Source organism: Anaerospora hongkongensis (assembly GCF_004339805.1).
Taxonomy (GTDB): Bacteria; Bacillota; Negativicutes; order Sporomusales; family DSM-15969; genus Anaerospora; species Anaerospora hongkongensis.
Genome location: NZ_SLUI01000002.1, coordinates 168,592 through 194,790, shown reverse-complemented (window position 1 = coordinate 194,790; position 26,199 = coordinate 168,592). Strand labels below are relative to the sequence as shown.

The 26,199-nt window shown below is 44.9% G+C and carries 30 protein-coding genes; 25 read left to right on the top strand and 5 right to left on the bottom strand.

The window, feature by feature from the left end:
• The 5 genes from EV210_RS03420 to EV210_RS03400 all read left to right on the top strand — a co-directional run bounded on the left by EV210_RS03420 (position 1) and on the right by EV210_RS03400 (position 3,865).
• On the top strand, positions 1-351 hold the full coding sequence (locus tag EV210_RS03420; RefSeq protein WP_132075600.1) for a L,D-transpeptidase: 351 nt from the start codon (positions 1-3) through the stop codon (positions 349-351).
• Positions 352-470: 119 nt separating this feature from the next.
• Positions 471-1,043: a bifunctional transcriptional activator/DNA repair enzyme AdaA gene (locus EV210_RS03415; RefSeq protein WP_243650419.1), complete on the top strand. Its 573-nt coding sequence runs from the start codon at positions 471-473 to the stop codon at positions 1,041-1,043.
• Positions 1,033-1,968, top strand: coding sequence for a DUF1848 domain-containing protein (locus tag EV210_RS03410; protein ID WP_165898769.1), 936 nt, complete (start codon positions 1,033-1,035; stop codon positions 1,966-1,968). The genes EV210_RS03415 and EV210_RS03410 overlap by 11 nt, the downstream gene beginning before the upstream one ends.
• A 193-nt stretch (positions 1,969-2,161) precedes the next feature.
• Positions 2,162-3,532: a sodium-dependent transporter gene (locus EV210_RS03405; protein WP_132075591.1), complete on the top strand. Its 1,371-nt coding sequence runs from the start codon at positions 2,162-2,164 to the stop codon at positions 3,530-3,532.
• Positions 3,533-3,652: 120 nt separating this feature from the next.
• Entirely contained in the window at positions 3,653-3,865 is a 213-nt protein-coding gene (locus EV210_RS03400; protein ID WP_132075588.1) for a hypothetical protein, read from the top strand.
• Between the two features lie 68 nt (positions 3,866-3,933).
• Here the strand turns inward: EV210_RS03400 and EV210_RS03395 are convergent, their stop codons facing one another.
• On the bottom strand, positions 3,934-4,281 hold the full coding sequence (locus tag EV210_RS03395) for a winged helix-turn-helix transcriptional regulator (protein WP_132075585.1): 348 nt from the start codon (positions 4,279-4,281) through the stop codon (positions 3,934-3,936).
• A 157-nt stretch (positions 4,282-4,438) separates the two neighbouring features.
• Here EV210_RS03395 and EV210_RS03390 point away from each other — a divergent pair, with 157 nt between their 5' ends.
• The 5 genes from EV210_RS03390 (at position 4,439) to EV210_RS03370 (ending at position 7,045) form a co-directional block, all read left to right on the top strand.
• Entirely contained in the window at positions 4,439-4,672 is a 234-nt protein-coding gene (locus EV210_RS03390) for a DUF2798 domain-containing protein (protein WP_132075582.1), read from the top strand.
• A 25-nt stretch (positions 4,673-4,697) separates the two neighbouring features.
• Positions 4,698-5,012, top strand: a complete 315-nt coding sequence (locus tag EV210_RS03385; RefSeq protein ID WP_132075579.1) for a cupin domain-containing protein — start codon at positions 4,698-4,700, stop codon at positions 5,010-5,012.
• Positions 5,013-5,026: 14 nt separating this feature from the next.
• Positions 5,027-5,491, top strand: coding sequence for a pyridoxamine 5'-phosphate oxidase family protein (locus EV210_RS03380; RefSeq protein ID WP_243650418.1), 465 nt, complete (start codon positions 5,027-5,029; stop codon positions 5,489-5,491).
• Positions 5,492-5,584: 93 nt separating this feature from the next.
• A complete protein-coding gene (locus EV210_RS03375) occupies positions 5,585-6,397 on the top strand; it encodes an alpha/beta fold hydrolase (RefSeq protein ID WP_132075577.1) in 813 nt (270 codons plus the stop codon).
• A gap of 138 nt (positions 6,398-6,535) precedes the next feature.
• Positions 6,536-7,045: a flavin reductase family protein gene (locus EV210_RS03370; protein ID WP_132075574.1), complete on the top strand. Its 510-nt coding sequence runs from the start codon at positions 6,536-6,538 to the stop codon at positions 7,043-7,045.
• A 74-nt stretch (positions 7,046-7,119) separates the two neighbouring features.
• Here the strand turns inward: EV210_RS03370 and EV210_RS03365 are convergent, their stop codons facing one another.
• Positions 7,120-8,322, bottom strand: a complete 1,203-nt coding sequence (locus tag EV210_RS03365; RefSeq protein WP_132075571.1) for an MFS transporter — start codon at positions 8,320-8,322, stop codon at positions 7,120-7,122.
• Positions 8,323-8,439: 117 nt separating this feature from the next.
• On the opposite strand from EV210_RS03365, the gene EV210_RS03360 reads away from it, so the two are divergent.
• Together EV210_RS03360 and wrbA are read left to right on the top strand one after the other, a co-directional pair.
• Positions 8,440-9,807 carry an aminotransferase-like domain-containing protein gene (locus tag EV210_RS03360; RefSeq protein ID WP_132076343.1) on the top strand — a complete coding sequence of 456 codons (1,368 nt, stop codon included), beginning with the start codon at positions 8,440-8,442 and terminating at the stop codon, positions 9,805-9,807.
• Positions 9,808-9,895: 88 nt separating this feature from the next.
• Complete coding sequence (wrbA, locus tag EV210_RS03355) at positions 9,896-10,507, top strand: NAD(P)H:quinone oxidoreductase (protein WP_132075568.1); 612 nt, start codon at positions 9,896-9,898, stop codon at positions 10,505-10,507.
• A gap of 59 nt (positions 10,508-10,566) precedes the next feature.
• Here wrbA and EV210_RS03350 read toward each other — a convergent pair whose 3' ends face one another.
• The 3 genes from EV210_RS03350 to EV210_RS03340 all read right to left on the bottom strand — a co-directional run bounded on the left by EV210_RS03350 (position 10,567) and on the right by EV210_RS03340 (position 13,657).
• The gene (locus tag EV210_RS03350) at positions 10,567-11,556 is read right to left on the bottom strand and encodes a hypothetical protein (RefSeq protein WP_132075565.1); all 990 of its coding nucleotides are present in this window, start codon (positions 11,554-11,556) and stop codon (positions 10,567-10,569) included.
• A 120-nt stretch (positions 11,557-11,676) separates the two neighbouring features.
• Complete coding sequence (locus EV210_RS03345; protein ID WP_132075562.1) at positions 11,677-12,600, bottom strand: bifunctional helix-turn-helix transcriptional regulator/GNAT family N-acetyltransferase; 924 nt, start codon at positions 12,598-12,600, stop codon at positions 11,677-11,679.
• A 184-nt stretch (positions 12,601-12,784) separates the two neighbouring features.
• Complete coding sequence (locus tag EV210_RS03340; RefSeq protein ID WP_132075559.1) at positions 12,785-13,657, bottom strand: LysR family transcriptional regulator; 873 nt, start codon at positions 13,655-13,657, stop codon at positions 12,785-12,787.
• A gap of 140 nt (positions 13,658-13,797) precedes the next feature.
• Between EV210_RS03340 and EV210_RS03335 the strand changes: the two genes are divergently transcribed.
• The 13 genes from EV210_RS03335 (at position 13,798) to thrS (ending at position 26,187) form a co-directional block, all read left to right on the top strand.
• The gene (locus EV210_RS03335; RefSeq protein WP_132075556.1) at positions 13,798-15,135 is read left to right on the top strand and encodes an aspartate aminotransferase family protein; all 1,338 of its coding nucleotides are present in this window, start codon (positions 13,798-13,800) and stop codon (positions 15,133-15,135) included.
• A 13-nt stretch (positions 15,136-15,148) separates the two neighbouring features.
• Positions 15,149-15,961, top strand: coding sequence for a beta-keto acid cleavage family enzyme (locus EV210_RS03330; RefSeq protein ID WP_132075553.1), 813 nt, complete (start codon positions 15,149-15,151; stop codon positions 15,959-15,961).
• Positions 15,962-16,153: 192 nt separating this feature from the next.
• Positions 16,154-16,708 (top strand): CBO0543 family protein, encoded by a 555-nt coding sequence (locus tag EV210_RS03325; protein WP_132075550.1) that lies wholly within the window; start codon positions 16,154-16,156, stop codon positions 16,706-16,708.
• Between the two features lie 517 nt (positions 16,709-17,225).
• On the top strand, positions 17,226-18,641 hold the full coding sequence (locus EV210_RS03320; RefSeq protein ID WP_132075546.1) for a PTS mannitol transporter subunit IIBC: 1,416 nt from the start codon (positions 17,226-17,228) through the stop codon (positions 18,639-18,641).
• A gap of 46 nt (positions 18,642-18,687) precedes the next feature.
• The gene (locus tag EV210_RS03315) at positions 18,688-19,125 is read left to right on the top strand and encodes a PTS mannitol transporter subunit IIA (protein ID WP_132075543.1); all 438 of its coding nucleotides are present in this window, start codon (positions 18,688-18,690) and stop codon (positions 19,123-19,125) included.
• A gap of 39 nt (positions 19,126-19,164) precedes the next feature.
• Entirely contained in the window at positions 19,165-19,935 is a 771-nt protein-coding gene (locus EV210_RS03310) for a DeoR/GlpR family DNA-binding transcription regulator (protein ID WP_132075540.1), read from the top strand.
• Between the two features lie 6 nt (positions 19,936-19,941).
• Entirely contained in the window at positions 19,942-20,886 is a 945-nt protein-coding gene (pfkB, locus tag EV210_RS03305) for a 1-phosphofructokinase (RefSeq protein ID WP_132075537.1), read from the top strand.
• Positions 20,887-20,910: 24 nt separating this feature from the next.
• Positions 20,911-21,180 (top strand): HPr family phosphocarrier protein, encoded by a 270-nt coding sequence (locus tag EV210_RS03300; RefSeq protein ID WP_132075534.1) that lies wholly within the window; start codon positions 20,911-20,913, stop codon positions 21,178-21,180.
• 22 nt (positions 21,181-21,202) lie between these two features.
• A complete protein-coding gene (locus EV210_RS22965; protein ID WP_243650417.1) occupies positions 21,203-21,460 on the top strand; it encodes an alcohol dehydrogenase catalytic domain-containing protein in 258 nt (85 codons plus the stop codon).
• Between the two features lie 18 nt (positions 21,461-21,478).
• A complete protein-coding gene (locus EV210_RS03295) occupies positions 21,479-22,459 on the top strand; it encodes a zinc-binding dehydrogenase (protein ID WP_243650416.1) in 981 nt (326 codons plus the stop codon).
• A gap of 158 nt (positions 22,460-22,617) precedes the next feature.
• On the top strand, positions 22,618-23,406 hold the full coding sequence (locus tag EV210_RS03290; RefSeq protein WP_165898768.1) for an EFR1 family ferrodoxin: 789 nt from the start codon (positions 22,618-22,620) through the stop codon (positions 23,404-23,406).
• 143 nt (positions 23,407-23,549) lie between these two features.
• Positions 23,550-24,095: a glutathione peroxidase gene (locus EV210_RS03285; RefSeq protein WP_132075528.1), complete on the top strand. Its 546-nt coding sequence runs from the start codon at positions 23,550-23,552 to the stop codon at positions 24,093-24,095.
• A gap of 154 nt (positions 24,096-24,249) precedes the next feature.
• The gene (thrS, locus tag EV210_RS03280) at positions 24,250-26,187 is read left to right on the top strand and encodes a threonine--tRNA ligase (RefSeq protein ID WP_132075525.1); all 1,938 of its coding nucleotides are present in this window, start codon (positions 24,250-24,252) and stop codon (positions 26,185-26,187) included.
• Positions 26,188-26,199 lie beyond the last annotated feature (12 nt).

Below are 26,199 nucleotides of genomic sequence, written 5' to 3'. Positions count from 1 at the left end.
ATGAAAAATCAAATCGTTGTCAATCTTACAACATACCGGCTTTATTATTTTGAGAATAATCAATTACAAAAAGAATACCCGATAGGTATTGGCCGGGCAGCAACACCAACGCCACCGGGCGTTTATCAAGTACTGGAAAAGCTGGTGTTCGCAAAACCTGAGCAGATAGACCTGGATTTTGGCTCTCGCCGGATGGTTCTATCCAGTGATAAGACCTGTCTCCATGGGTCATGGAATGGCCCTGTCGAAGGCGAGGTTTCCGGCGGCTGTATCAGAATGCATAATCAAGATATTGAGGAACTATTTGACAAAGTACAAGTCGGTACAATCGTCAGCATGGTAAAAGACTAACCATTAACAAGCGGCCAGAAACGGTCGCTTTTTTGCATTTAGAAAGTGAAATAGCATAAGACAGGTCTGGCAAGCTTTGCTACAATAAAGGGAGGAACTTAAGCAAGGGAGGGCTGGGCATGTTGACAGAAGAGGAAAAATGGAATGCAGTAGTATGCAGCGATTCCCGATACGATCATCTGTTTTGGTATGGAGTAAAAACAACGGGAATTTTTTGCCGGCCTTCGTGCAAATCAAAAGTGCCGCTGCGGAATAATATCCTGTTTTTTGATGCTATTCAACAAGCTTATGATTATGGACTGCGTCCCTGCAAAAGATGCCGCCCTGATTTAATTGAGTTTAATCCTGGCTTGGAAGCAGCGCAGAATGTGAAGCGGATTTTGGATACCTGTTATGATGATCGTTTGATGCTTGCTGCTAAAATCAAAGCGCTGGGCATTAGTCGTAATCATTTGATTGCGTTATTCCACACCCATTATCATGTAACACCGGTGGAATACAGCAACCAACTGCGAACGGCAAAGGCGGCTCAACTGCTCCGCGAAACTGACAAGGCTATTTTGCAGATTGCGTTGCAATGCGGTTTTGGCAGTGTGTCGACTTTTTATCATTTTTTTAAAAAACACATAGGCTTTACGCCGCAGGAGTATAGAAAAACGGCAGGAAATGGGAAGGACAACTATGATAATTAGTGCAAGCAGGCGAACCGATATTCCTGCCTTTTATGCAGACTGGTTGATTAATCGGCTGAAAGCGGGGAGTGTTCTTTTACGCAATCCCTATAATCCCAAGAATATCTCCCGTATTACCTTCGACAGGGAAAGTGTTGACTGTATCGTTTTTTGGACAAAAAACGCTCAGCCGATGCTTAGCAAGCTGGGCCTAATTGATGCTATGGACTATCCTTACTACTTTCAATTTACGATTACGCCCTATGAGAAACAGATAGAGCGAAATCTGCCGGACAAGCCGGTAATTATGGATACATTCCGGCGCTTAAGCAGTTTGCTCGGCCCCAGACGGGTTATTTGGCGGTATGATCCTATCATCATCAATCAGGAGTATTCGGTAGACTATCATCTGGACAAGTTTGGCAGCATGTGTAACACACTTGGCAGCTATACGGAACAGTGTGTATTTAGCTTTATTGAGCTTTACCCCAAAATCAGGCGGAATATGCAGGGGATTGTCAAGCAGCCGGTTTTACTGGCCGATAGGCACAAGGTTGCTCAGGGGTTTGCCAAAATTGCGCAAGAGTATCAGCTCAGCTTGGCAACCTGCTGCGAAGGCGCTGATTTTAGCCTGTATCCAATAAAAAAAGCGGCTTGCATTGACCAGAAACTGATTGAGGAAATTACTGGTTACAGCCTCAAGCCACTGAAAGATGAGTATCAGCGCTCTGCCTGTAATTGCCTGAAAAGCGTCGATATTGGTGCTTATGACTGTTGTTCGCATGGCTGCATCTATTGTTATGCCACAAGTAACTTCGACAGGGTCCGTGCAAACATGCGGTATCACGAATCTTCCTCACCGATATTGACCGGTAAAGTAGGACGCGAAACGGTGTCTAGCAAAGCAGGCGAATCACTGAAGCAAATGCAAACCGTACTGTTCTGACAGGATGGTTTGCATTTTTCGTGCTAGATAAAGTATTTTTTTGTTTGGCAAAAGAAAAGTAAGCTCTTGGCTCAAAAACATGGTATGATAGTAAAGTATGTTTATTTCGCCTTATTAGAAAAGTTATAACTTTCTAATGGCAAACGACATGGCTTTTCTAAAAAATTCTATCTAAAAGTGGGAGTGGGATTGTTTGTCAACAAGTAAAAAAAGAGAGACTTTTTCTTCCGGGTTAGCAGTATTTTTTGCGACACTGGGATCGGCAGTTGGGCTGGGAAATATCTGGAAATTTCCTTACCTGACAGGTCAAAATGGCGGCGGAGCTTTCCTATTGGTTTATTTTTTGTGTATTTTATTTGTCGGCCTGCCTATTATGTTGAGTGAATTTTATATCGGACGCAAAACACGAAAAAATGCTGTTGGTGCTCTAGAGCAGCTTAAACCAGGCACGCAGTGGAAAAATATTGGTATTATGGGCGTCGGCGCATCTTGCCTGATTATGTTCTTCTACAGCTGTGTGGCCGGGTGGGTTTACTTTTATCTATTTAAAGCGCTACTCGGTGATTTTGCCAATGTAACCATGGAGACCGCCAAGGCACAGTTTGGCAGTGTTATTATGGGGCCTTTATCACCGATTGTGTGGCAGTTCATTGTACTGGCAGTCGTTACTGCCATTTTAGCAATGGGCGTTAAGCAGGGAATTGAAAAGATTACGAAGACACTAATGCCCTTATTGTTTGTTTTAATCATTATTTGTGATATTCGCGCCTTGACTTTACCGGGAGCGAGTGAAGGAATTTACTTTTTGTTTCATGTTGATTTTGGGCAGCTGTCTGCTGCAGCCATTTTGGCAGCCTTGGGACTCGCTTTCTTCAAATTATCGCTTGGTATGGGTACGATGATGACTTACGGCAGTTATTTTACGCAGGATAACAATATGTTTAAGACTGCTATTAAAGTAGCCTTTTCTGATACGCTGGTATCGATGCTGGCCGGTCTTGCGATATTCCCTACCGTATTCTCCTTTGGGATGGAACCCACTGCCGGTCCGGGCTTATTGTTTATGACCATTCCCCTCGTTTTTTCCCAGATGCCTTTCGGTACTATTCTGTTAATTGCCTTTTTCTTTTTAACTGCAATTGCTGCTACTACGGCCATGCTGTCACTGGTGGAAGTTCCTGTTGCCTATTTGTCGGAAGAAAAGGGCATGTCCCGCAAAAGTGCGGCTATTGTAACCTCCAGCGTTATGTTTGCTGTGGGGATACTAGCTACACTGTCGGTTGATAAAGCCAGTGTTCTGGGGCATATTACTATTTTTGGCTTAGGCTTTTTTGATCTTTTTGATTACATTTCGTCCAATATATTATTGCCGCTAGGCGGGCTGTTCATTGCACTGCTGATGGGATATTCAATCAAGCAGGAAGAGGTAGTGACCGAATTATCCAATCACGGGCAGCTTAAAATTGCGGGGCTGGTAAAAGGATACTTCTTCCTTGTCCGCTATGTTACCCCTATTCTGCTCATTATTGTATTTTTAAGTTCAATAGGTATTATCAAATTTTAAAACTGCGAGCTGCCTTTTTAAAAGAGGCAGCTTTTTTGTTTGTTTTTTTGAAAGTGTTGACAAAATAATCAGAAAAATCATATTATGGTAGTAGAGGACAGAACTGCTGGAGGGATGAATATGAAGAAGCTGATCGGCCTTGTCTTGGGAGTTTGCTTTTTGTATTACCTGGCATACCTTCCGACGTTTGTGTTTTTTGTTTTTATTGGCCAGCATATTCAAGCAATCCTGGGCATTACAGAACAAACCTTTATTACCTTACTGAATTTGCTTTTTGCCAGCCTGCTCCTATTGTTTATTTTATGGGATCATGGCAAGCATCGAGTTCGCTGAATAATTGAGAAAGGGCTGCTTCCCTAGGTTTGAAACCTAAGGCGGCAGCCCTTTTTTCTGTAAAAAAATTAGTCGTCAATGATATTTGTCAAATCTTTTCCTTGCTTTTCTAAATAATTTTTACCCCAGCTGCTAATCGAGTCTAAAATTGGCTGCAGGCTCCATCCCAGTTCCGTTAAAGAATATTCAACTTTGGGCGGCACCTCGGCATAAATTTTCCGTGTAATTAAACCATCCTGTTCCATTTGACGAAGCTGCTGTGTCAGCATTTTTTGACTAATGCCAGTTATTCCGCGCTGAAGATCACGAAACCGCTGCTGATCAGCCGAAAGCAAGTTGCGCAAAATGAGAACTTTCCACTTGTGCCCAATCAGATTCACAGCTGTTTCTATTGGGCATATTTTTATTTCTTCCATGGTGATCCCCCAGTAAAATCAATAATAGTTACCATATGGTTGGTACCGAACAAAATAGTGCCTTCTTGCGGACGGCAACTTTCTTACCTATTATAGTAACAAATGCAGTGCTAGGCAATGCGCCAACTTGCTGCGAAATTTAAGAGAGGTGATTGAAATGCGTATAAATGGTAAATATATAACACTATTATTCGGTATGATAATGGGAAGTTTAACATCCTTCATTATATCGGCTGTTTTGACTCTGGCGAATAATGGATTGCAGGATTTCCTGCAGCATTGGCTGAGAAACTGGATGATTGCTATATGCTTAGCAGTACCGATTGCAACATTTTTTCCGCCGGTTATCAGAAGAGAACTTGCAAAAATTACAGAGTTAGGAAAAATCTAACAAGAAATAAAAGGAGGGAATAGTTATGAAAAAAATTAATGCCGATTCCTTATTGGAATTCTCACTGCAAAAATCGGTGCGCAAGGCCATTGGCCATGAAGGCAGTAAATTGGATGTAGGGCTATTGCTATATGCTCCCGGACAAAATACACCTGAGCATATCCATCCCGATATGGACGAAGTCTTTTACATCGTAGAAGGGAGCGGAGTCCTTACCATCAATGGACAGGAATTTGGTTTGGAGGAAAAAGACATTATTCTGTCGCCAAGAGGTGAAGGGCATGGATTTCAAAATAGAGGCCCCAATAATTTAGTAGTGTTGCAGGTTAAAATTTTTTAAGCTTTTAGGAGGCAATGATGAGGAACGCCCGTGATGCTAACAAGCAGGTAACAAGGGCTGCAGCTATGCAGATGCTGGAACAGGGTGAATATGGAGTTCTTTCAACCTCGGATAAAGAGGGCTTACCTTATGGTGTACCATTAAACTATATTGTCTTGGATAATGCAATTTATCTGCATTGTGGTCTTGAGGGCCATAAGCTGGACAACATAGCTGCTAACAGTAACGTGTGTTTCACGGTCATCGGCTATTTAGAAATAGTACCGGGATCTTTTACGGCAAAATACGAAAGTGTGATCGTTTTTGGTAAGGCTAATGTGGCAGGTGAACAGGAAAAAATTGCAATGCTAACGGAATTAGTAAAGAAATATAGTCCTGATTTTCAGGAAAAAGGCATGAAAGTTATTGAGGCGTTTAAGGATAATTGTACCGTTATTCGAATCAGCATTGAGCATCTCACTGGCATGCGAAAAAGATAGCGGCAAGGTCACATAAAAAATTAACTTAGCGCATTTTACTTCCGGTTTGAATATATTACCATGAGAAGAACTTTGCAAATGGAGTGATTTGACATGGGCTATTATATTCCTGTAGGACCGGACGTAAAACTTTATGTAGAGGATCTGAACCCCGGCGGCTGCAAAACAATTGTATTTATCCACGGCTGGCCGGCAAATCATAGGATGTTTGAATATCAGTTTGATCAGCTTCCCCGGCTGGGCTATCGTTGTATCGGAATTGATCTCAGAGGCTTCGGTAACTCGGATAAGCCATGGGACGGCTATGACTATAATCAGCAGGCGGACGATATCCGCTGTGTTATGGAGGCACTTGGCTTAGAGGATGTTACACTTGGCGGTCACTCAACAGGCGGGGCAATTGCTGTCCGGTATGTGGCACGCCATAATGCCTATGGCGTATCCAAGCTGGCGTTATTTGCGGCGGCAGCTCCCAGCCTGATAGAACGTCCTTATTTTCCCCATGGCTTAAAGCGCGAAGATGTAGAAAAAATTATTCACGATACGCTAAATGACCGTCCGAATATGCTGCAAGGCTTTGGTAATATGTTTTTCTTTCAGCATATTACCGAACCTTTCGCTGATTGGTTTTTCCAAATGGGCTTACAGGCGGCCGGCTGGTCTACAAGTGCAGTTGCTGAAGCCTGGCTGCAGGAAGAACTGTTTGAGGATCTCGCAAGAATCCGGATTCCTACGCTGATTCTGCATGGCATTCATGATAAAGTCTGCCTTTTCCCGTTGGCAATCGCGCAACACCGCGGCATCCGGAACTCAAAGCTAATCCCGTTTAAATACAGTGGTCACGGGGTTTTTTATGACGAGCGGGATAAATTTAATAAAGAGCTTGTACAATTTATCGAAGAGTAGTGTAAGGGGGCGTTAAGCTCCCTTACTATCATTTCAGTAAGTAACATTCAAAAAAGTGCATACTGTACGCAGGGAGGAATTTATATTATTATTTGTACATAAAGTGAGTTATAGCATAAAGCAGGGGGCGATTGAATCATGGCTAATTTTAAAGAAATTCAGCCGCAAGAGTTTGTGTATAGTCCTTTTAAATTGATAGGTGAAGAGTGGATGCTCATTACTGCCGAAAAGGATGGCAAGGCTAATACCATGACGGCTTCCTGGGGCGGTCTTGGAGTTATGTGGGGAAAAAATGTTGCCTATATTGCCATTCGCCCTCAACGGTATACGAAAGAATTTATTGATAACTCGGATACCTTTTCCTTGACGTTTTTTGATGACAGCTTTAAAAAAGCCTTGGGTTATCTTGGGGCAAAATCGGGCAGAGACGAAGATAAAATCGGCAAAACCGGGCTGCATATTGAACATATAGACGGCGTTCCCTATTTTTCCGAAGCAAAAATTGCTATTCTCTGCAAGAAACTGTATGCGCAGAAATACCAGCCCGAGTGTTTCATTGCCACAGAACTGAATGACCAATGTTATCCCGATAAAGATCATCATACTCTGTATATCGCCGAGGTTACGAAAATCCTGGTGAAAGAGTAAGCGGGTACAACATTATTAGAACAAAAGCCAGCAATTGTGCTGGTTTTTTGTTCTATATGCAGCATATGGGTTGTTTATATGTTTTTAACCAGCGGTCTCGCAGCGGGCGTATCCATTATGAGAACAGGTATAATTGCACATACGACGGCAATAGCCATGATGCTATAAATCCAGTTTATCCCGAATAAAGAAGCAATGAAACCAAAGAAGAGAGGAGTAACCATATTGGTAGTTCCTCGAGAAAAGGTGCTAATTGAAATAACATCATCGTAGTTGTGTTTGTCCTTAACAGGCTCTGTAATAATAGTCTGAATAACAGGGATGGTTCCTTTGGTTACGATACCAAGTAAAAGTGATGCTCCAATGATGATAAACAGTTGGTCTCCTAAAACAAGAACTACAAGCAGTAATGCCATAAAAATCTCCGATAAGATAAACACTTTTCGTGTGCCAAATAGATCAACCATCCGCCCGCATGCTACTTTCCCAAGGATACAACCTAATGTGAAAGCAAGGGCAAAACTAGCAATGATTTTGGCATCAATACCTTTTGCGAAGATTAGGTATGGCAAAAATGTAAATATTTGATCGCTGCCCAAAGCATCAAGTATATTTGCACCTATTGGCAAGGCATATTGGCGCTTGCGTAGAAGCGAAAAACAAGGGAAATGCCGTGCTGGTCCATCTGCTGGCAAAGCCTCAGGATAGTTTGTCATCTTCACTTTTTTTGAAGAAAAAAATATATAGCCTGCAAATAATATCGCTCCTAAGCCATATGCTAAACACACTATCTGCCATCCTGAAAGGCCGAACGTAGAAAAAGCAGCAATAAAAGCAGCAAGTGAAGCAAATGGAATTCTACCTATATCACCAATAGCTGTGAAATTGCCCATATTTCTTCCTAGGGAGCGGCGGTCAGAGTTCGTTGTAAGATACGCAAATGCAATGTTATGGAACACGCAATAACCTGCAACTGCTATGATAAAGCAAAAACCTGTGAGATAAATATTTTTTGAAAAGGCACTAGTAAAAAAACCAATGCCATATAATAAGATTATTACACTTAGGGTGCGTAACAAACCTAAATACCGGGAAAATAATAGTGTCGATAGCCCTAGAAGCGTGCTTCCCATAACAGCAAGAGAGATAATAATACCGGTTTCTTTTTCACCAGCTCCCAAAGAAATGACGATAAAGGAAAGGAGTATCGGGACACTATCAAATAGACCATCGATAATTATATGAGATGTATTAAGCAGGAATTGTTGATTATGCACTCGTGCTTACCTCCTCTAAGCTGTATATTTAAATTAAATCTATTATAACGTTGAGGCTGTTAACCAACAATTGTGTTATAGTGAAACTGTATCGATACAGTTTAGGGGTTGAATGTGATGAAGCCAGCATACGAGAAAATTGCTGATGATATCGAGAGAGAGATTCGGGAAGGCAAATTTCGATCGCGGGAAAGGTTGCCGTCTATTCGTGAAGTATGTGCCACCTACCAGGTTAGTAAAAACACAGCGGTGAATGCCTATCATATTTTAAAGAGCAAACACTTAGTTTATTCTATTCCTCAAAGTGGGTGCTATATTTTGGAGCAGCGTTTCAAGGTAGAGCAACCGAGCGCTGCGGTAATTGACTTTTCACGTGGGAATCCATTACTGGGGAACGTTTTTACGCCTGATCTGAAACATTGTCTTGATAGGGCCATTGACATATGCAATACCAATAGCTCTGATTGGCATGAACTATATGGTGTCCCTTCTTTAAGAAAATTGCTGCCCAAATACCTGGCGGATTTTCAAGTGTTCACTACTCCTGAGAATATCTTTGTTAATCTTGGCGTCCAGCAAGCTCTTAATATATTACATAACATGTCTTTCCCAAACAAAAAGGACGTTATCTTGATTGAGCAACCTACATACAGATATTATAGTAATTATCTGAAAAGCAATGGTGCCAAAATTCTGGGTATCCCGCGAGAGCAAGCCGGAATTGATATAAATCTTCTTGAAGATATCTTCAAAAAAGAAAAAATTAAATTTTTTTACACAGTACCGAACAGCCATAACCCACTAGGTACTTGCTATTCTAAGGAGCAGCGTAAAGCCATTGCACAATTAGCAGAAAAATATGATGTATACATTGTTGAGGATGATTATTTTGGGGATGTCCTATTAGGTGATTATGGAGATCCTATTTACTCTTATGGAGATTTTAAACATCATATCTACTTAAAAAGTTTTATTAAGATAATACCCTGGATTAGGATCGGCATAAGTGTCATTCCGACGCATCTATTACCACTATTTACTGAACAAGTGCGCTGTTCCTACTACAACTCTTATTTTTCTCCGTCTCTGGTATCGCAGTCAACTTTAGAAATCTATATACGCAGCAATTTATTACATAAGCATGTTGCATCTATTAAAAAAGAATTAGCTTTGAGGCTTGAATGCCTAAAAACACATTTTGCAGATGCTGCAAAATATGGTGCAGCATGGGTAGGTGGCGAGAGTGGTTTTTATTGCTATCTGATGCTGCCTAATTATATAAATGAGATACAGTTTGTGGAGAATTTAAAAAGGAGAGGGATTTTAGTTACCCCTGGTGCTGAGTGCTTTCTTAATGAGCGGTATTATAAAAAAGGCATACGTGTTAGCGTGGCGCGAACAAATGTGAGTGAAATCAATAGAGGCGTTCTAGAAATATATAAGGAGCTTAGCAGGCATAGTGAGTGTAAATATAGTTTATATTAATTACTTTGAGGAGGGAAAAAATGGTTATCAGTAGAATAGAAAGGATAATGTATTTGTACATATCTCAGCTGTAAGGAGGGTGTAAGTTATGAAAGTGTTGGTTGTCTATTATTCCATGTATGGACATGTTCATCAGATGGCGGAAGCGATTGCTGCAGGTGTGCGGGAAGAAGCTGGAGCTGAAGCAATTCTGCGCCGGGTTCCGGAGACGCTGCCTGTGGAAGTACTGGAAAAAATGGGAGCAGTTGAAGCGCAAAAGGCGTTTGCTCACATCCCTGTCTGCACAGTGGAAGAGTTAGTTTCGGCGGATGCAATTATCTTTGGTACGCCTACCCGCTTTGGCAATATGTGCGGTCAGATGAGACAATTTTTGGATGCGACCGGCCAATTATGGGCTAAAGGAGCACTTGTTGGTAAAGTAGGAAGTGTATTTGCAAGCACTGCCACCCAGCATGGCGGGCAAGAATCTACTTTACTCAGTTTTCATATAACACTCTTGCATCACGGGATGCTGATTGCCGGCTTGCCCTACACTTATCCGGGCCAGTCCACCATTGATGAAATGACAGGCGGATCGCCCTATGGTGCAACAACTATAGCCGGTGGACAGGGGCAGCGGCAGCCCAGTGAAAATGAACTGGCAGGTGCGCGCTTCCAAGGGAAATATGTTGCTGGAATTGCTGCTAAACTAAAAAAATAAGATAAAATAAAGGGCCGGAATTAGCTATCGCTAATCCGGCCTTTGGAGCGCTTATAAGGTTATATCGTGACACTGTTTGCCGCAATCTTATTCACAATAACCGGTTTACTGTTTGAGCCGGCTGATTCGGAAGCCGCGGTAATAATTCTGGCGATTTTGCTGACAGAAATAAAAATCGGCGTATTGCCGCTCGCATCAGATAATACCAGTATGCCATATTCATTCTGGTAAACCTCGCCGCTGGCCTGAACGGTTACTCCCATTTGAATAATGACTTCGGTGGGAATCGGCAGATAGTCGTTAACTGCGGCAATCAGGTCAGTATCACAGCCTTTGGGCAGTGGCGAAGGCGGAGGTAGATAGGTAATGGCGGGATCATATACGGTAGCGTCACCAATATAAATGGCACAAATCGCTGCAAGCGGCACAGCCTGCGATTGACCGAGATTGTCAGTCACAATAAACAGACCAGCGCCATCGGCATTGGGCGATGTATAGAGCGAAGTTGCCGTGCCTGTTACCACATTGGCGTTTGTCGTGAAAACAGACATGATGCTGGCCGGATATAACGTAATCAGCTGTTCGATGACATGTGACAGCTGAGCATAGCTGAAGCAAAGGCTGGAATCGCTTAAGTCGCCTGGCGGTTCATCTTTAAACAAGGTAAGGCCTGCTTTTGTATGAACCAGTGAGGAAAAAGTAATATCGCCGGAAGTCGAATTTACCAGGGAAATAGTGGCAGGTGTGGAAGTGATATTAATAACGCCTGCTCCGCTGAATGGTCCGATTTTATTGGGTGAATTGCTCTGGATAGAGGCTCCCAGTGACGAAGAAAGGGCGAAGCCCGGGCCTGCCGAGGCAATAGCCGCTTGTGTGACGGCCCACCAATTAATGACGTACCGGCCAGGTTCATTGATTGTGATAATGCCTGTGAGGGGCGCATAACTAATATTTCCTGTTGTAAATAAGACGGTATTAAAAACAACACTGGCGGATGCTGCTACTACTCCAGTCGTTGAGCGTTCTAACTGCAATGCTATTGTCCCCATTTTATCCCTCCGTTCCTATAAAATATCTATCTATTTTTATGCGTATAAGTCTTATTAAATGAATAAAGCTCCGGCTGAATTGCTATAATTCAGCCGGAGCTTTTTTATTACTGGATTGTATTATTTATCGTCCTGCAGCGTAATATCCCAGCGCTGTTCCCGTAATTGCTTTTTCCAGGTATGGTTTTCTTTTTCTTCTGTAAGAGTAAAGCCGTATTGCTCATATAAGTGACAGGCAGCATCCAAGCCTTTGAAGGTCCACAGGAATACATGCTTGTACTGCTGGCTGTGGCAGTAATCCATAGCTGCTGATAACAGCTTACGGCCAGCACCTGCTCCTCTGAAGCCGGGCTCGATTAAGAACCAGCGAAGCTGGGCGCTGTCATCTCCTGTTGTAACGATACCGATAAAACCAACAATAGTGCCGCAGTACTCTGCTACAAAAAGTTTACCGCCTGCCGGGTTTTCCAGGTAAGTAAGGAGACTTTGTAAAACATACTTTTCAAATATCTGATCAAAGCCATGCTCTTGGGCGTATAGCACACCGTGACGGTAAGCGATGTAGCCACAATCACCGGGCTTGTATTCGCGAATTGTAATCGAAGTATTGTTTCCTGATAAGATGGCTTGTATTGCCATCATATGGTCAACCAGCTGCTTTTGGCCACCTTGGGGAATTGGTTCTAATAAATGAACAAGTTGAAGGGAGGAGGATTCTGACAATCGTCGATAGATCTCCCGGCCTTTATCCGTTATTGCAAGGTTTTGGGACCGGCGATCCGTTACTGATTTGCTTGTTTCGATGAGTCCCTCTTTCTTAAACCGCCGGAGAATACGGCTAAGATAACCAGGGTCAATTTGCAGCATTTCCGTTAAGGCGCTGGCAGTGCAGGCAGTGGCGCTATCCACTTCCACTAGTACCCGTGCCTCTGCCAGAGAATAGGGGCTTTCCAGGATCGTCTGATTGACAAGACCAATGATATTTGTATAAAACCGGTTAAACTTCCTGATTTCGTTTATCTGGGCCTGAATACGATTATCCATTGCTATCTGCCCCTTCCCAAACGTTAGTAAGATTACAATATTACAGTATCAATAATAGTTGACGAAGTCAAGTTTTTATTTGACTTTGTCAACTATTATTGCTTATAACTAGTAAACATATTTCTGGGGGCAACAAAAGTCGTGCTATAAAATAGCACGACTTCACGGTTTGTTAAATCTCGCCTCATTGACTAGCTAGCTCGATAAACGCTCGCATGGCAGGTGTCAGCCATTTGTCCTGGTGATAGATCAGCTGGGTTTTCACTGGAAAGGCAGGTCCTTCCCAGGCCAATTCGATCAGCTTACCCCGTTCAATATCATCCTGGACGGCAATCTTCGGCAAAATAGCAGCGCCCAGGCCGCAAATCGTGCATTGCCTAATCGCGCCAATACTGGACAGTTCCATAAGGGCTCCCGGCTTGACACCATACTCTTGCAGCATTGCCAGAATGAGCGGACGATAGCCGCAGCCCGGCAATGTGACGATTAGGCATTCACCGGAAAAGGCATGTGGCGTAATTTTCTTATGCATTGCCAGCGGATGGGAGGGACTGACGACTACGCTCATCTGCTCCTGATATAATGTCTGTACCGTCATTTCCCGATTTTTTACTGAATCAGTCAGAACTAGAGCGACATCAATATTGCTGGTTTTGATCAGCTCAAAAAAATGCTCACAGCTTTCCGTTTGCACCCGGATATCTACCAATGGGTACAGTTGCCGGTATTCGGTTAATATTTGTGGCAGCCGGTATATACAGACCGTCTCAGCGGCACCGATATTTAATACGCCTCGCACTACCTGTGGGAGAAATTCGCCTTTGGCTTTTTCACATAGTGCGAGTATTTGAGTGGCATTCACCAGAAAGCTTTTACCGTCGCTTGTTAGCTGAATTCCCCTGCCGATCCGTTCAAACAGCTTTACCTGCAGTTCTTCTTCCAGCTGATGAATCTGGCCGGTAATATTGGACTGGGCGTAGCCAAGCTTTACACCGGCTTTGGTGAAATTTAGGGTTTGGGCTGCTGCGCAAAATATCTGAAGCTGACGTAACTCCATTTTAATCCCTCCGGAATTCTATCTGTATAACTGATTATAATCATATGAAACAATCATTATTTCTACATGTGATTACATGATATACTAGGGCCAGCGATCCGTCTATAGGTAGCAAATAAACAGTCAAAGGGTGAGGGAAAATGAGTAATGTATTTTATCGTGCCGTAAACAAAGAGTACCTGGAAGTGGATTATGGCAAAGGAATTTACCTGTATGATACAGCCGGCAATCAGTATATTGATGCTTGTTCAGGTGCCGCTGTCAGCAATCTGGGGCATGCTCATCCTGTCATTCTCGAAGCGATGATGTCCCAGGCGCAGAAAGTGGCGTTCAGCCATTTATCGCGATGGACCTCACAGCCGATTCAGCAGCTGGCCGACCTGGTGGCACAACTGGCACCGGGGTCATTGAATAAACTCTATCTGGTATCCGGCGGTTCAGAAGCAACGGAATCGGCGCTGAAAATGGCGCGCGGCTATTTTGTCGAGCGCGACGGTCAGAGCTCTAAATACCGGATCATTTCCCGCTGGAAAAGCTTCCATGGCAATACAGTCGGCTCCTTATCCATGACTGGTGATAAACGCCGCAAGAAGTATACCCCGCTGCTCTTGAATTTCCCCCATATTGCACCGGCATACTGCTATCGCTGTCCTTTTGGCAAAGAGCAGGAGACCTGTGAGGTAGAATGTGCTCTTGATTTGGAACGGGCAATTAAAATGGAAGGCGCCGAGTACGTGGCCGCTTTTATTGCTGAGCCGGTAGGTGGTGCTGCCTGTGGTGCCATTGTTCCTCATAAGGATTACTTTAAGATTATTCGCCAGATTTGTGACCATTATGATATTCTGCTGATTGATGATGAGGTTATGGCCGGTTTTGGCCGTACCGGGTCGATGTTTAGTATTGATGACTGGGGTGTTGTACCTGATATGATTTGTGCCGCTAAAGGGATGAGTGCGGGATATTCACCTCTTGGCGCGGTCATTGCCAAGCAGGAAATTTATGATACGTTTAAGCATGGCTCGGGAGTATTTGTCCATGGACATACTTACGGCGGTAATCCTTTGTCAGCTGCTGTTGCTCTGGCGGTAGTGAAAACCCTGATTGCCGACAATATAGCTGAAAACTCGCGGACTGTCGGTGCCTATCTGCTTGGCCGCCTGCAGGAAACTTTGCTGCCCTTTTCCTTTGTCGGTGATGTCCGCGGCAAAGGCCTGATGCTGGGGGTAGAAATTGTCCGCAATAAAGGGACGAAAGAACCTTATCCGGCGGCAATGGGAATGGCCGAAAAACTGACGGTCACGCTCCTGAAGCATGGCATCATTGTATACCCCGGTAGCGGGAATGCCGACGGTGAAAACGGTGATCAGTTCCTGTTGGCCCCACCGCTGATCATTACCAAGGACCAGGCTGATGGACTTGTGGCAGGCCTAGCAGCGGGTTTTAAGGAATTTGAGCAAACATACTTCACACTAAAATAAAGGGAGTGAGCTTATGGAAAGACTGATCATTACCATTGCACCGACGGGGAATGTGCCGACAAAAGCAATGACTCCCCATGTCCCGGTACGGCCGGCGGAAATTGCTGCTGACATTGTGGCCTGCTATGCGAAAGGGGCTGCCGTAGCCCATATTCATGCCCGCGATGAGCAGGAAGTCCCCACTTGTGACAGTCACTATTTCGCAGAGATTGTCAAACTGCTTGACGAGTCAGGCTGCCCGATTCTCAAGCAAATCTCCACTGGTGCCCGCGGCGGAAAATCTGGTGAAGCCCGCGCAGCATCCTTAGGGTTACAGCCTGAATCAGCCAGTTTGGCTACCGGGTCGTCCAATTTTCCTGCCAGCATTAATGCCAATGATCCACAATTAATCGAGTATATGGCAAAAATCATGCTCGACAATCATATTAAACCGGAAATTGAAGTATTTGATGCTGCAATGATTCATAATGCCGTCAATCTGCAGAAGGCGGGACTGTTAAAGGGGCCGCTGCTTTTCAATCTCGTGTTGGGTGTAAAAGGTTCATTGCCGGCTACTGCCAAAAACTTGTTTTTTCTGGTGGAAAGCCTGCCGTCTGATGCAGTGTGGAGTGTGTCGGTAATTGGGCCCAGTCATGTGAATCTATCCGCTGTTGCTATGGCACTGGGTGGTCATGTGCGAGTTGGGATTGAAGATAATGTTTATTATACAAAAGGTGTGTTAGCGACAAATACAATGCTGGTAGAGCGAATTGCCGGCATCGCTAGAAGCATCGGCCGCGACTTGGCTACACCCGATGACGTAAAGAGAATATGGGGAATTGCCTAGTGTAAGAGTACTGTAACGCAACCCGTCCGTGGATAATAGAACCTCTTTCATTCTTGGATGAAAGAAGGTTCTATTATCGTTTCAGCGCCACCAGCAAAACGATCATTTCGAGCGCATATCCAGCTGTACATTGGTGAAACTATCAGCGATACTGTTCTATTCTATAATGAGCTTTTAGGTTAGGGTGAATCAATGAAGAGAATACCAACTTTCGAAGAGACATATACCCTGCAGTCCGCAGCTGACGCCGCAGGCCGTGAATTCTGGTTTCACAACGTGGTATTCACTTATCAATGGTGGCTGCTAGTGGCCGTATCCATTATTCCTATTTTAGTCTGGTGGAGACTTGTTGATCGTAGAAGACTATTCGAAATTATGACCTATGGGCTGCTGGTAGCTTTAATATCAGGTTTATTGGACGCGATTGGCGTGGAAACAGATGCGTGGGAATATAAGTACGATCTGCTTCCCTTGCTGGATGTATTTATCGCATATGATATCTCGGTATTACCAGTTTGTTATATGCTGATTTATCAGTATTTTCCCCAATGGCAGTCATTTGCTGTTGCACAGCTTGCCATTTCCTGCGTATTTGCTTTTATTTCGGAACCGATGCTTGTTTACCTTGATATATATAAGCTGATAGATTGGAAACACATATACTCTGTTCCAGGCTACTTTTTTCTCGCTATCTTCCTCAAATGGGTAATGGACAAATTGATTACTAAGAGCCGTTCCTATTCATGATGGACAAGTGGGGACGGTCCTTTTTTGTCACCTTTTTCGGCTGAAGCAATTGGTTATTCTTAATAATGCTCCTGTTGTGTATCTATTGCGTGGCAATGCTACGTTGCTTTATGGACAAATGGGGACGGTCCTAATTTGTCACCTTTTTCAGCCGAAGCAATTTGGTTATCCTTATAATGTTCATGCTGTTGTATCTATTGCATGGCGATGCTGCGTTGCTTTAAGAGCAAAAGTGACAAAAAAGGACCGTCCCCTGCTGTCCCAAAATAGTAACTCCCCTTAGTCGCTTGAGACTAAGGGGAGTTTATTATTTTACGGTTAACTATTTTTATATTTTTCAGACTATATTGACAATGCCTTGCGATCGGTTTTATAATTTGAGCATAAATGAAAATAAATGAGCATAAACAATCAATAAAAGAAACGATAAATAATCAAAAATGAAAAATATGGAGAGAAGGTGGAACTGTAGTTTGAATTACAAATTAGTGGTTGCGAATGAGTAAGGAGGGAGAACATGAGAGAGCAGCTTCAAAAGTTTGGTGGTTTTCTGGCCGGGATGGTTATACCAAATGTTGCCGCATTTATCTGTTGGGGGTTCATCACTGCCTGCTTTATTCCTACTGGGTGGATTCCAAATGAAAAACTAGCGAAACTTATCGGGCCGATGATTCAATATTTGCTGCCCCTATTAATCGGTTTTTCCGGCGGCAGACTGGTCTACGGTATACGTGGTGGCGTAATGGGTGCTATGGTGACAATGGGAGTGATTGTCGGCAGCGAAATTCCCATGTTCCTGGGGGCTATGATGGTTGGACCGTTTGCCGCCTGGATTATCAAAAAATGGGATAACATAGTTGAAAATAAGATTCCTACCGGGTTTGAGATGCTTGTTAACAACTTCTCAGCAGGTATTCTGGGTATGATTCTTATCATGCTCGCCTATAGTATTATCGGGCCAATAGTGGCTAGCATTGCCACCTTCTTAGGTGTTGTAGCCAAAGCTATCGCTGAAGCTAAGCTTTTGCCTCTTTTAGCACTATTGATCGAGCCAGGCAAAGTATTATTCCTGAATAATGCAATTAATCACGGCGTTTTCTCACCGATCGGGGTAGCAGAAGTCAGGGAGTTCGGCAAGTCGATCTTCTTCTTATTGGAAACCAATCCTGGTCCTGGACTTGGCCTGTTGCTGGCCTACTGGGTGTTTGGCAAAGGCATGGGCAAACAGTCAGCACCGGGAGCTATTATCATACACTTTTTTGGCGGTATTCATGAGCTTTATTTCCCCTACGTTTTGATGAACCCTCTGTGCATCATCGGGCTTATTGCCGGTGGACTGTGCGCAAATTTGACATTCCTGCTGTTTCATGCCGGTTTAGTCGCTACCCCTTCGCCAGGAAGTATCTTTACTGAATTGGCGATGACTCCGAAAGGCGGATTTCTGGGGGTTATGGCAGGTATTGCCGTTGGCACAGTAGTATCTTTTTTGGTTTCCAGCCCTTTCGTTCGGGCCTATAGTGCCAATGTAGATGATAAGAGCGGCGAAGACTTTGCAAAAGCCCAGCAATTGGTAAAGACCTTGAAACCGGCTAAAGTTCAGGAGCAAGTAATTGATTCTGCAAAAAGTGAAGCTCTTGCGACAAGCGAGACGAGACCGGTAAAGAAAATTGTATTTGCCTGTGAGGCAGGCATGGGTTCATCCGTTATGGCAGTTGCAGTATTGAAGAAGAAACTTGCCCAGGCCGGAAAAACAGGCATCGAAGTAGTCCATAGTCCGGTCAATCAAATTCCTCAAGATGCAGATATTGTTTTGACCGCTATGGGGCTGGTGGAAAGGGCAAAAAAAATTGCAGCACCGGCAGCCAGTGTTTATGGTGTGCAGGATTTTATTAACACGCCGGTGTATGACGAAGTAATTAGCCAATGTGAGTAGAGGCAGCAAACGTTAACGCTGCTTAATAGCAAAGGCGGTGAATCGCATGAAATTTGACCGTAAGCTGGTTTTTATCAGAAATGATTTTCTCAATAAGACGGAAGTCATCGAGTTTTTAGGCGGCCAGCTTGTTCAGACCGGGGCAGTACAGCCTGATTATGTGCAGGCTATGCATAAGCGGGAGCAGGATATTGGCACCTATATTACCGAAGGAGTGGCAATTCCTCATGGAACGGAGGCAAGCCGGCGCCTGGTCAAAAAGGCGGCAATTGTCGTCGTGAAGATTCCTCGCGGTATAGAATGGAGCGATGGCAATAAGGTTTATCTGGCCTTTGGCATTGCAGGCAGCGAGGAAGAGCATGTTGGCTTGCTTGGCGAGCTGGCAGCCATTCTTATGGATGCGGATCAAAAGCAACAACTGATGGCAGCTGAAAGTGAAGATGAGTTATTTACCTGCCTTACCAATAACAGCGGCAAATATTGAAACAGCACTTGTAAATGGATAAGGTAACTGGAGGAATTTATGTTTGCAGAAGAAAGAAAAACAGAAATTTTGCAGCTTGTTAAAATAGGTAAGCCCGTAACCGTGACTAGTTTAAGCCAGAATTTTGGTGTTTCCGAATCGACTATTCGCCGGGATTTGCAGGAACTGGAAGACAATGGCCTTATCCAACGGACACACGGAGGAGCCATTTCGGTTCAGACCGGTTTTGAAATGAGCTTTCAGGAAAAAGAAATCCGGTTTTTAGCAGAAAAGCAGCAGATTGCAGTATTAGCGGCCAATCTGGTGCAGGACGGGGAGACGGTTCTGCTTGATTCAGGAACAACCACACTGGAAATTGCCCGGTTATTACGTTCGAAGAAGATAACCGTTGCTACTAACAGTATGGATATTGCTCAGGTTTTTAGCGAGGAAACCGGTGTTGAGACCTTGCTCCTTGGCGGTACACTGCGCAAAAATACCCGATCCCTGGTAGGATATCTTACCAACGATGCTCTAAAGAGAATGTATTTTGATAAAGTGTTTCTGGCAGCAAACGGTATTGACGTTGAGTTTGGAATAACTACGCCCAATCTGACAGAGGCAGAGACTAAGCAATATATGCTCCATGCCGGTAAAGAGAAAATCGCAGTAGCTGACAACTCAAAGCTTGGGCAAAGAAGTTTATGCCGGGTCTGCGGTCTTGAAGACCTGGACTTGCTAATTACCGATAGCGGGCTTACAGCAACTGATGAACAACAGCTTGGGTCCTTGCTCCGGGTGATGAAAGCAACGCATGCCAGCGGGGAGTGATAATGTGTGAAAAATGAGGCACAACAAAAAATTGTCACAATTACGCTCAATCCCGCATTGGATCATACCGTCCATATCCCCCGGTTTCAGACAGGAGCGGTTAACCGGGTTCAGCAGCAGCGGATAGACCCGGGCGGCAAAGGCATAAATGTGGCAAAAGTAGTCCGGGCACTGGGCTATCCGGTTGCTGTTACCGGTTTTCTGGGACTGGACAATAGTAAGGTATTCAATGAATATTTTCACAGGCAGGCAATTGATAATTTTTTTGTCGAAGTGACCGGTGCCGCCAGAGTGAACATAAAAATTGTCGATGATCACAGTGGCCAGGTAACGGAAATCAACTTTCCCGGTCTTACCAGTACCGGCGCAGACCTGGCACAACTGACAGGCGTCATCCGGCGTCTGGCAGGTGAACGGCAATGGTTTGTTATCTCCGGCAGTTTGCCCCAGGGACTGGCGGACACTGTTTACAGGCAACTAATTGAAATATTGAAAGAGCAGGGAGTAAAGGTGCTTCTCGACAGCAGCGGGCTGGCTTTGCGCGAGGGTATCAAGGCCATGCCGGATGCTATAAAACCAAATTTGGAAGAGCTTGGTCAATTGATGGGAAAATCGCTGGAAAAAGAAAGCGAAATTACGAAAGCCATAGCAGAGCTGCTTGACGGTGGCATCAAGCAGGTCGTAGTTACCTTGGGCTCACAAGGAGCAATTATTGCCGATAAAGAGCAAACTCTCCGGGTCAGACCGCCAACCGTTATAGCAAAAAGTACGGTTGGTGCCGGGGATGCCCTGGTTGCCGGTTTTGTTGTCGGCCAAACTCAGGGCTTGTCATTAGCTGATTGTGCCCGTTTAGGAACGGCTGCAGCTACCGCTTCGGTTATTCAACCGGGGACGCAGGCGGGTTCGATGAAGGAAGTAGCAAGATTATTGTGCCAGGTAGACATTAGCTAAAATAGACGAAGAAGGTGATGCTAAATGATTACCCGTGAAATAGTGATGGGCAATAAAAGTGGAATGCATGCGCGCCCTGCTACCCTGTGGGTACAGACTGCCAGCCGGTTTCAAAGCAGTGTACGCTTGGTAAAAGGCGAACGGGATGTGGATGGAAAAAGCCTGCTTTCTCTGCTTTCGCTGGGCTTATCTGGCGGAAGCACCTTTCAATTCAACGTTAACGGTCCTGATGAAGCCGAGGCGGCAGAAGCTTTGACTAAGCTGGTCGCTGAACTGGCCCAAAAGGGAGAGTAGAAGTAGCGAAGAGGTGATCAAGATGGAAACGCGGGCAGTTAGATTATATGGTAAGAAGGATTTGCGGCTGGAAACCTTTCAATTGCCGGAGATCAAAGAAGATGAGATTTTGGTTCAGGTTATTTCTGACAGCATCTGCATGTCCAGCTATAAGGCGGCTATTCTCGGCCCTGAACATAAGCGTGTTCCCAAAGACGTAGACAAACATCCGATTATTATCGGCCATGAAATGGCCGGTAATATTGTGCAGGTTGGTGCCAAGTGGCAGCAGCAGTTTTAGGCAGGTGAAAGATTTGCCATGCAGCCTGCGCTAAACTATCAAGGGAGCATGGATTCACCGGGCTATTCCTATCGTTATTGCGGCGGTGCCGCTACCTTTGCCATTTTGCCGCAGGAAGTGATGGAGCTTGGCTGCCTGTTAAAATATGAAGGCGACTCTTATTATGAAGCATCACTCGCTGAACCTATGTCCTGCATTATTGGTGCCTTTCATGCCAACTACCATACCGATATGGGAGCTTATGAGCACCGGATGGGTATTGCTGCAGGTGGTAAACTGGCTATCCTGGCAGGTGCCGGACCGATGGGGCTGGGGGCGGTCGATTATGCCTTGCATGGTGACCGGCGGCCGGGACTGATTGTTGTTACTGATGTAGATGAAGCCAGAATCACGAGAGCGAAAGCCATCTTTGATCAGGCAGAGGCCAAAAAGGCTGGAATTGATCTATTGTTCGTCAATACCAGCAATATAGAAGATGTACCGCAATATTTGCGGGAGCTGACCGGTGGCACAGGCTTCGATGATGTTCATGTTTATGCTCCCGTTAAAGCAGTTGTGGAACAGGCTGACCAGATTTTAGGACGGGACGGCTGCCTGAACTTTTTTGCCGGACCAACCGACACGTCATTTTCCGGGCTGATTAACTATTATAATGTTCATTACAATTCGGCCCATGTTGTGGGGACTACCGGTGGCAATACAAATGATATGATCGAATCACTGCGGCTGACAGAAAAGAAGCTCATTAATCCGGCAGTTATGGTTACGCATATTGGCGGGCTGAATAGTGTGGCTGAAGCCACGTTAGCGTTGCCGGAGATACCGGGCGGAAAAAAACTAATTTATACCGGGATTACTATGGATTTGACAGCAATTGATGATTTTGCTGCTTTAGGCAAAACTAATCAGCATTTTGCCAAACTGGCAGAAATTACGAACCGCTCGAAAGGCCTCTGGAGCACCGAAGCGGAAAAGTATCTGTTAGCGCACTGGCATTAAGAACGAATATCTGGCTGGAAGTGAATGCATTCACTTCCAGCCAGATATGTTTATCAATGGAGCAGGACTTTAGCGATCGGCGGTAAATAGACTTCACAGAGTAGCAAGCTGCTTATCTGCACATGCTGAAGTTCAAGAGAGCAAAAAGGAGTCTTATTATGAAAACCATGATTTATTATTTTTCTGCCACAGGAAATTCATTGCATGTTGCCAGAAAAATTGCCGCAAAACTAGAGAAATGCACCCTGGTGTCAATTCCTGAAGTCAGTGATAGCGGTACTATTATGACCGATGCCGAACGAGTCGGCTTTGTCTTTCCCACACATTATTTTGGTTTGCCGCCCCTTGTCAGCAGCTTCATCAGCAGACTGAAGGCTGTTAATGCCAGCTATCTTTTTGCAGTTGCAACAAGCGGCAGCAACCGTCATCTCAGCAGTGCAATCCGCCAGGCAGCGATGCTGCTGACAAAGCAGGGGTATAAGCTGAATGCCGGTTTTCATATTGACATGATCTCCAGTTACACACCGCTTTCCGACCTGCCGCCACGGGATAAACTGAACGGGAAGCTGGAGCAGGCCGATCTGGCAATAGAGAAAGCGGCAACTGCGATTTCAATAGTAAGCGGCAATCTTGAGGCGGAGCATTTCTGGCTGCCCTTTCATGCCATCAACAAGTACTGGCAGCAAAAGCTGCTGCCGCATGCGTACCGAAAGTTCTCTTGTACGGATGCCTGTATCTCCTGCGGTAACTGTGAAACGGTTTGCCCCGTCAATAATATAACCCTCCATGAAGGCAAGCCCCAGTGGCGGGAAAAATGCCAGGAATGTTTGGCCTGTCTGCATTTTTGCCCGGTGAAAAGCATCGAATTCGGCAGCCATACGGCTGGCAGGAAGCGGTACCATCATCCGCAGATCACCTATAATGATTTAATCAGCCCCAAGAAATAAAAAATCGATTTGCTGTAATTAATGCTCAGTAGTTACGTCAACAATAAACGAAAGCAACGATATTAACCGGCTGTGCATAGCTGCGAGAATCAAAGGGATAATAAAGTAACAGGGAATGCTCGCTAAGCGTTAAGGGGGTTAGTATGAATATTTACGATTTTAAAGTTACAACGATTGAGGGCCAACAGACTTCATTAGCTGATTATCAAGGTAAAGTTATTATTATTGTGAATACGGCAAGTAAATGCGGCTTTACTCCTCAATATGAAGAGCTGCAGACGCTTTATAACACTTATGCTGATAGAGGCCTGGTCATACTTGGCTTTCCCAGCAATCAATTTGCTGAACAGGAACCGGGCAGCAATACGGAAGTGCAAAATTTTTGCCGCTTAAATTATGGCGTAAGCTTTCCGCTGTTTGAGAAAACGGAAGTTCGCGGTAAAAATGCTCATCCCTTGTTTGTATACCTGACGGAGCAGGCACCCTTCAAAGGCTTCGATTCCAAACATCCGATTGCCGGTAAGCTGCAGGAGGTCTTGCAGGAAAAGTTTCCTGAATTACTGGAAGGCGATTCGGTTAAATGGAACTTTACCAAGTTCCTGATAAACCGTCAAGGCGAGGTAGCAGGGCGCTATGAGCCGACCACTTCACCGCTGGCAATGAAAGCCGATATTGAGAAACTGTTATAAGAAATGGCCGAGAATAGTACTGCGGATAACACTTCCGTTACCAATTTCGAGTGGGCGTAACCGCCAATTAGGTGGAGACGCGGGAAAACTCCCGTCCCTTTTTCTAAGGAACGGGAGTTTTGTACTTTCCATAATCGGTTAGGAGGCATGCACAATGATTACCATAACATTAAAAGACGGCAGTATAAAAAAGGTCAACAAAAACAACAGTATTCAGCAAATCGCCGAAAGCATCGGGGACGGACTTGCCCGATCCGCTCTTGCCGGCGAGGTAGACGGTGTGCTACGGGACTTATCTTATCGGCTTGAGCGAGACTGCACACTGATCATTCTGACCTTTCACGATGAAGGCGGCAAAAAGGTATACCGCCATACTGTTTCCCATATTATGGCTCAGGCTGTAAAAAAACTATTTCCTCAGGTGAAACTCGCAATCGGTCCTGCCACAGACAACGGTTTTTACTACGATTTTGATATCGATAAGGCATTTACCCAGGAAGACCTCAAAATAATCGAAGCCGAAATGGAGAAGATTATAAAAGCAGACCTCCCGCTGGAGCGGTTTACGCTCTCCCGGACGGAAGCTCTCCAGCTCATGGCGGATAAAGGAGAGCCCTACAAAGTAGAACTGATCCGTGATCTCCCGGAAGGGACGGAGATATCCTTTTACCAGCAAGGTCAATTTGTCGACCTGTGTGCAGGCCCGCATCTGCTGTCAACAGGCAAGGTGAAAGCATTCCGGCTTACTCAGGTCTCCGGTGCCTACTGGCGGGGCAGCGAGAAAAACAAAATGCTGCAACGAATTTATGGAACGGCTTTTCCTAAGAAAAGCGAACTTGATGAATATATCATTAGAACAGAGGAAGCCAGGAAACGGGATCATAACAAGCTGGGCCGCGAAATGGAACTGTTTACAACAGTCGACTATATCGGTCAGGGTCTGCCCATTCTCATGCCCAAAGGAGCAAAGGTTATCCAGATTCTGCAGCGCTTTGTCGAGGATGAGGAAGAACGGCGGGGCTACCTGCTGACCAAGACTCCCTTTATGGCGAAGAGTGATTTGTACAAGATATCCGGGCACTGGGATCATTACCGGGAAGGCATGTTTGTGATGGGCGATGAAAGCGAGGCAAATGCGGAAGTTTTTGCTTTACGGCCCATGACCTGCCCCTTCCAGTTCCAGGTGTATTTGGCCAGACAGCGCAGCTACCGGGATCTGCCCATGCGGTTTAATGAAACGTCAACACTGTTTCGCAATGAGTCTTCCGGGGAAATGCACGGCCTCATCCGCGTAAGACAGTTTACCATCTCCGAGGGGCATATTGCCTGCCTGCCGGAACAGCTGGAACAGGAGTTTGCCGATTGTGTAAATCTAGCCAATTACATGCTGAAAACGGTAGGGCTTGCCGATGACGTTTCCTACCAGTTTTCCCAATGGGACCCGCACAACAAAGAAAAGTATATCGGTTCGGCTGAACAATGGGAGGAAGTCCAAAACAGAATGCGGGAGATATTGGAGCATTTGCAAATACCTTATCGGGAAAAAACTGGTGAGGCTGCTTTTTACGGTCCCAAACTGGATATTCAAATCAAGAATGTCCATGGAAAAGAAGATACCCTGATCACGGTACAAATCGATTTTCAGCTTGCCGAAAAGTTCGGGATGCTCTATGTAGACCGTGACGGGCAAAAAAAGCATCCTTATGTTATTCATCGTACTTCAATTGGCTGCTACGAACGCACCCTGGCCCTGTTGATCGAAAAATACGCCGGTGCTTTCCCCGTATGGCTGGCGCCGACCCAGGTAAGAGTACTGCCGCTGACCGAAAAGCATCACGCCTATGCATTGGAAGTAAAAGAACTGCTGCAGGTAAAGAATATCCGGGTAGAAGTGGATAGCCGGAATGAGAAGATCGGTTACAAAATCAGGGAAGCCCAAATGGAAAAAATACCGTATATGCTGGTTATCGGCGATAAAGAGGCAGCCGATAAAGCAGTAGCGGTGCGCTCCAGAACAGAGGGCGATATAGGGATACTGCCGCTGGCCGACTTTATCGGCAAAATTGCAGCGGAAATTGAGCGGCGTCAATAATTGTGAGTGCGG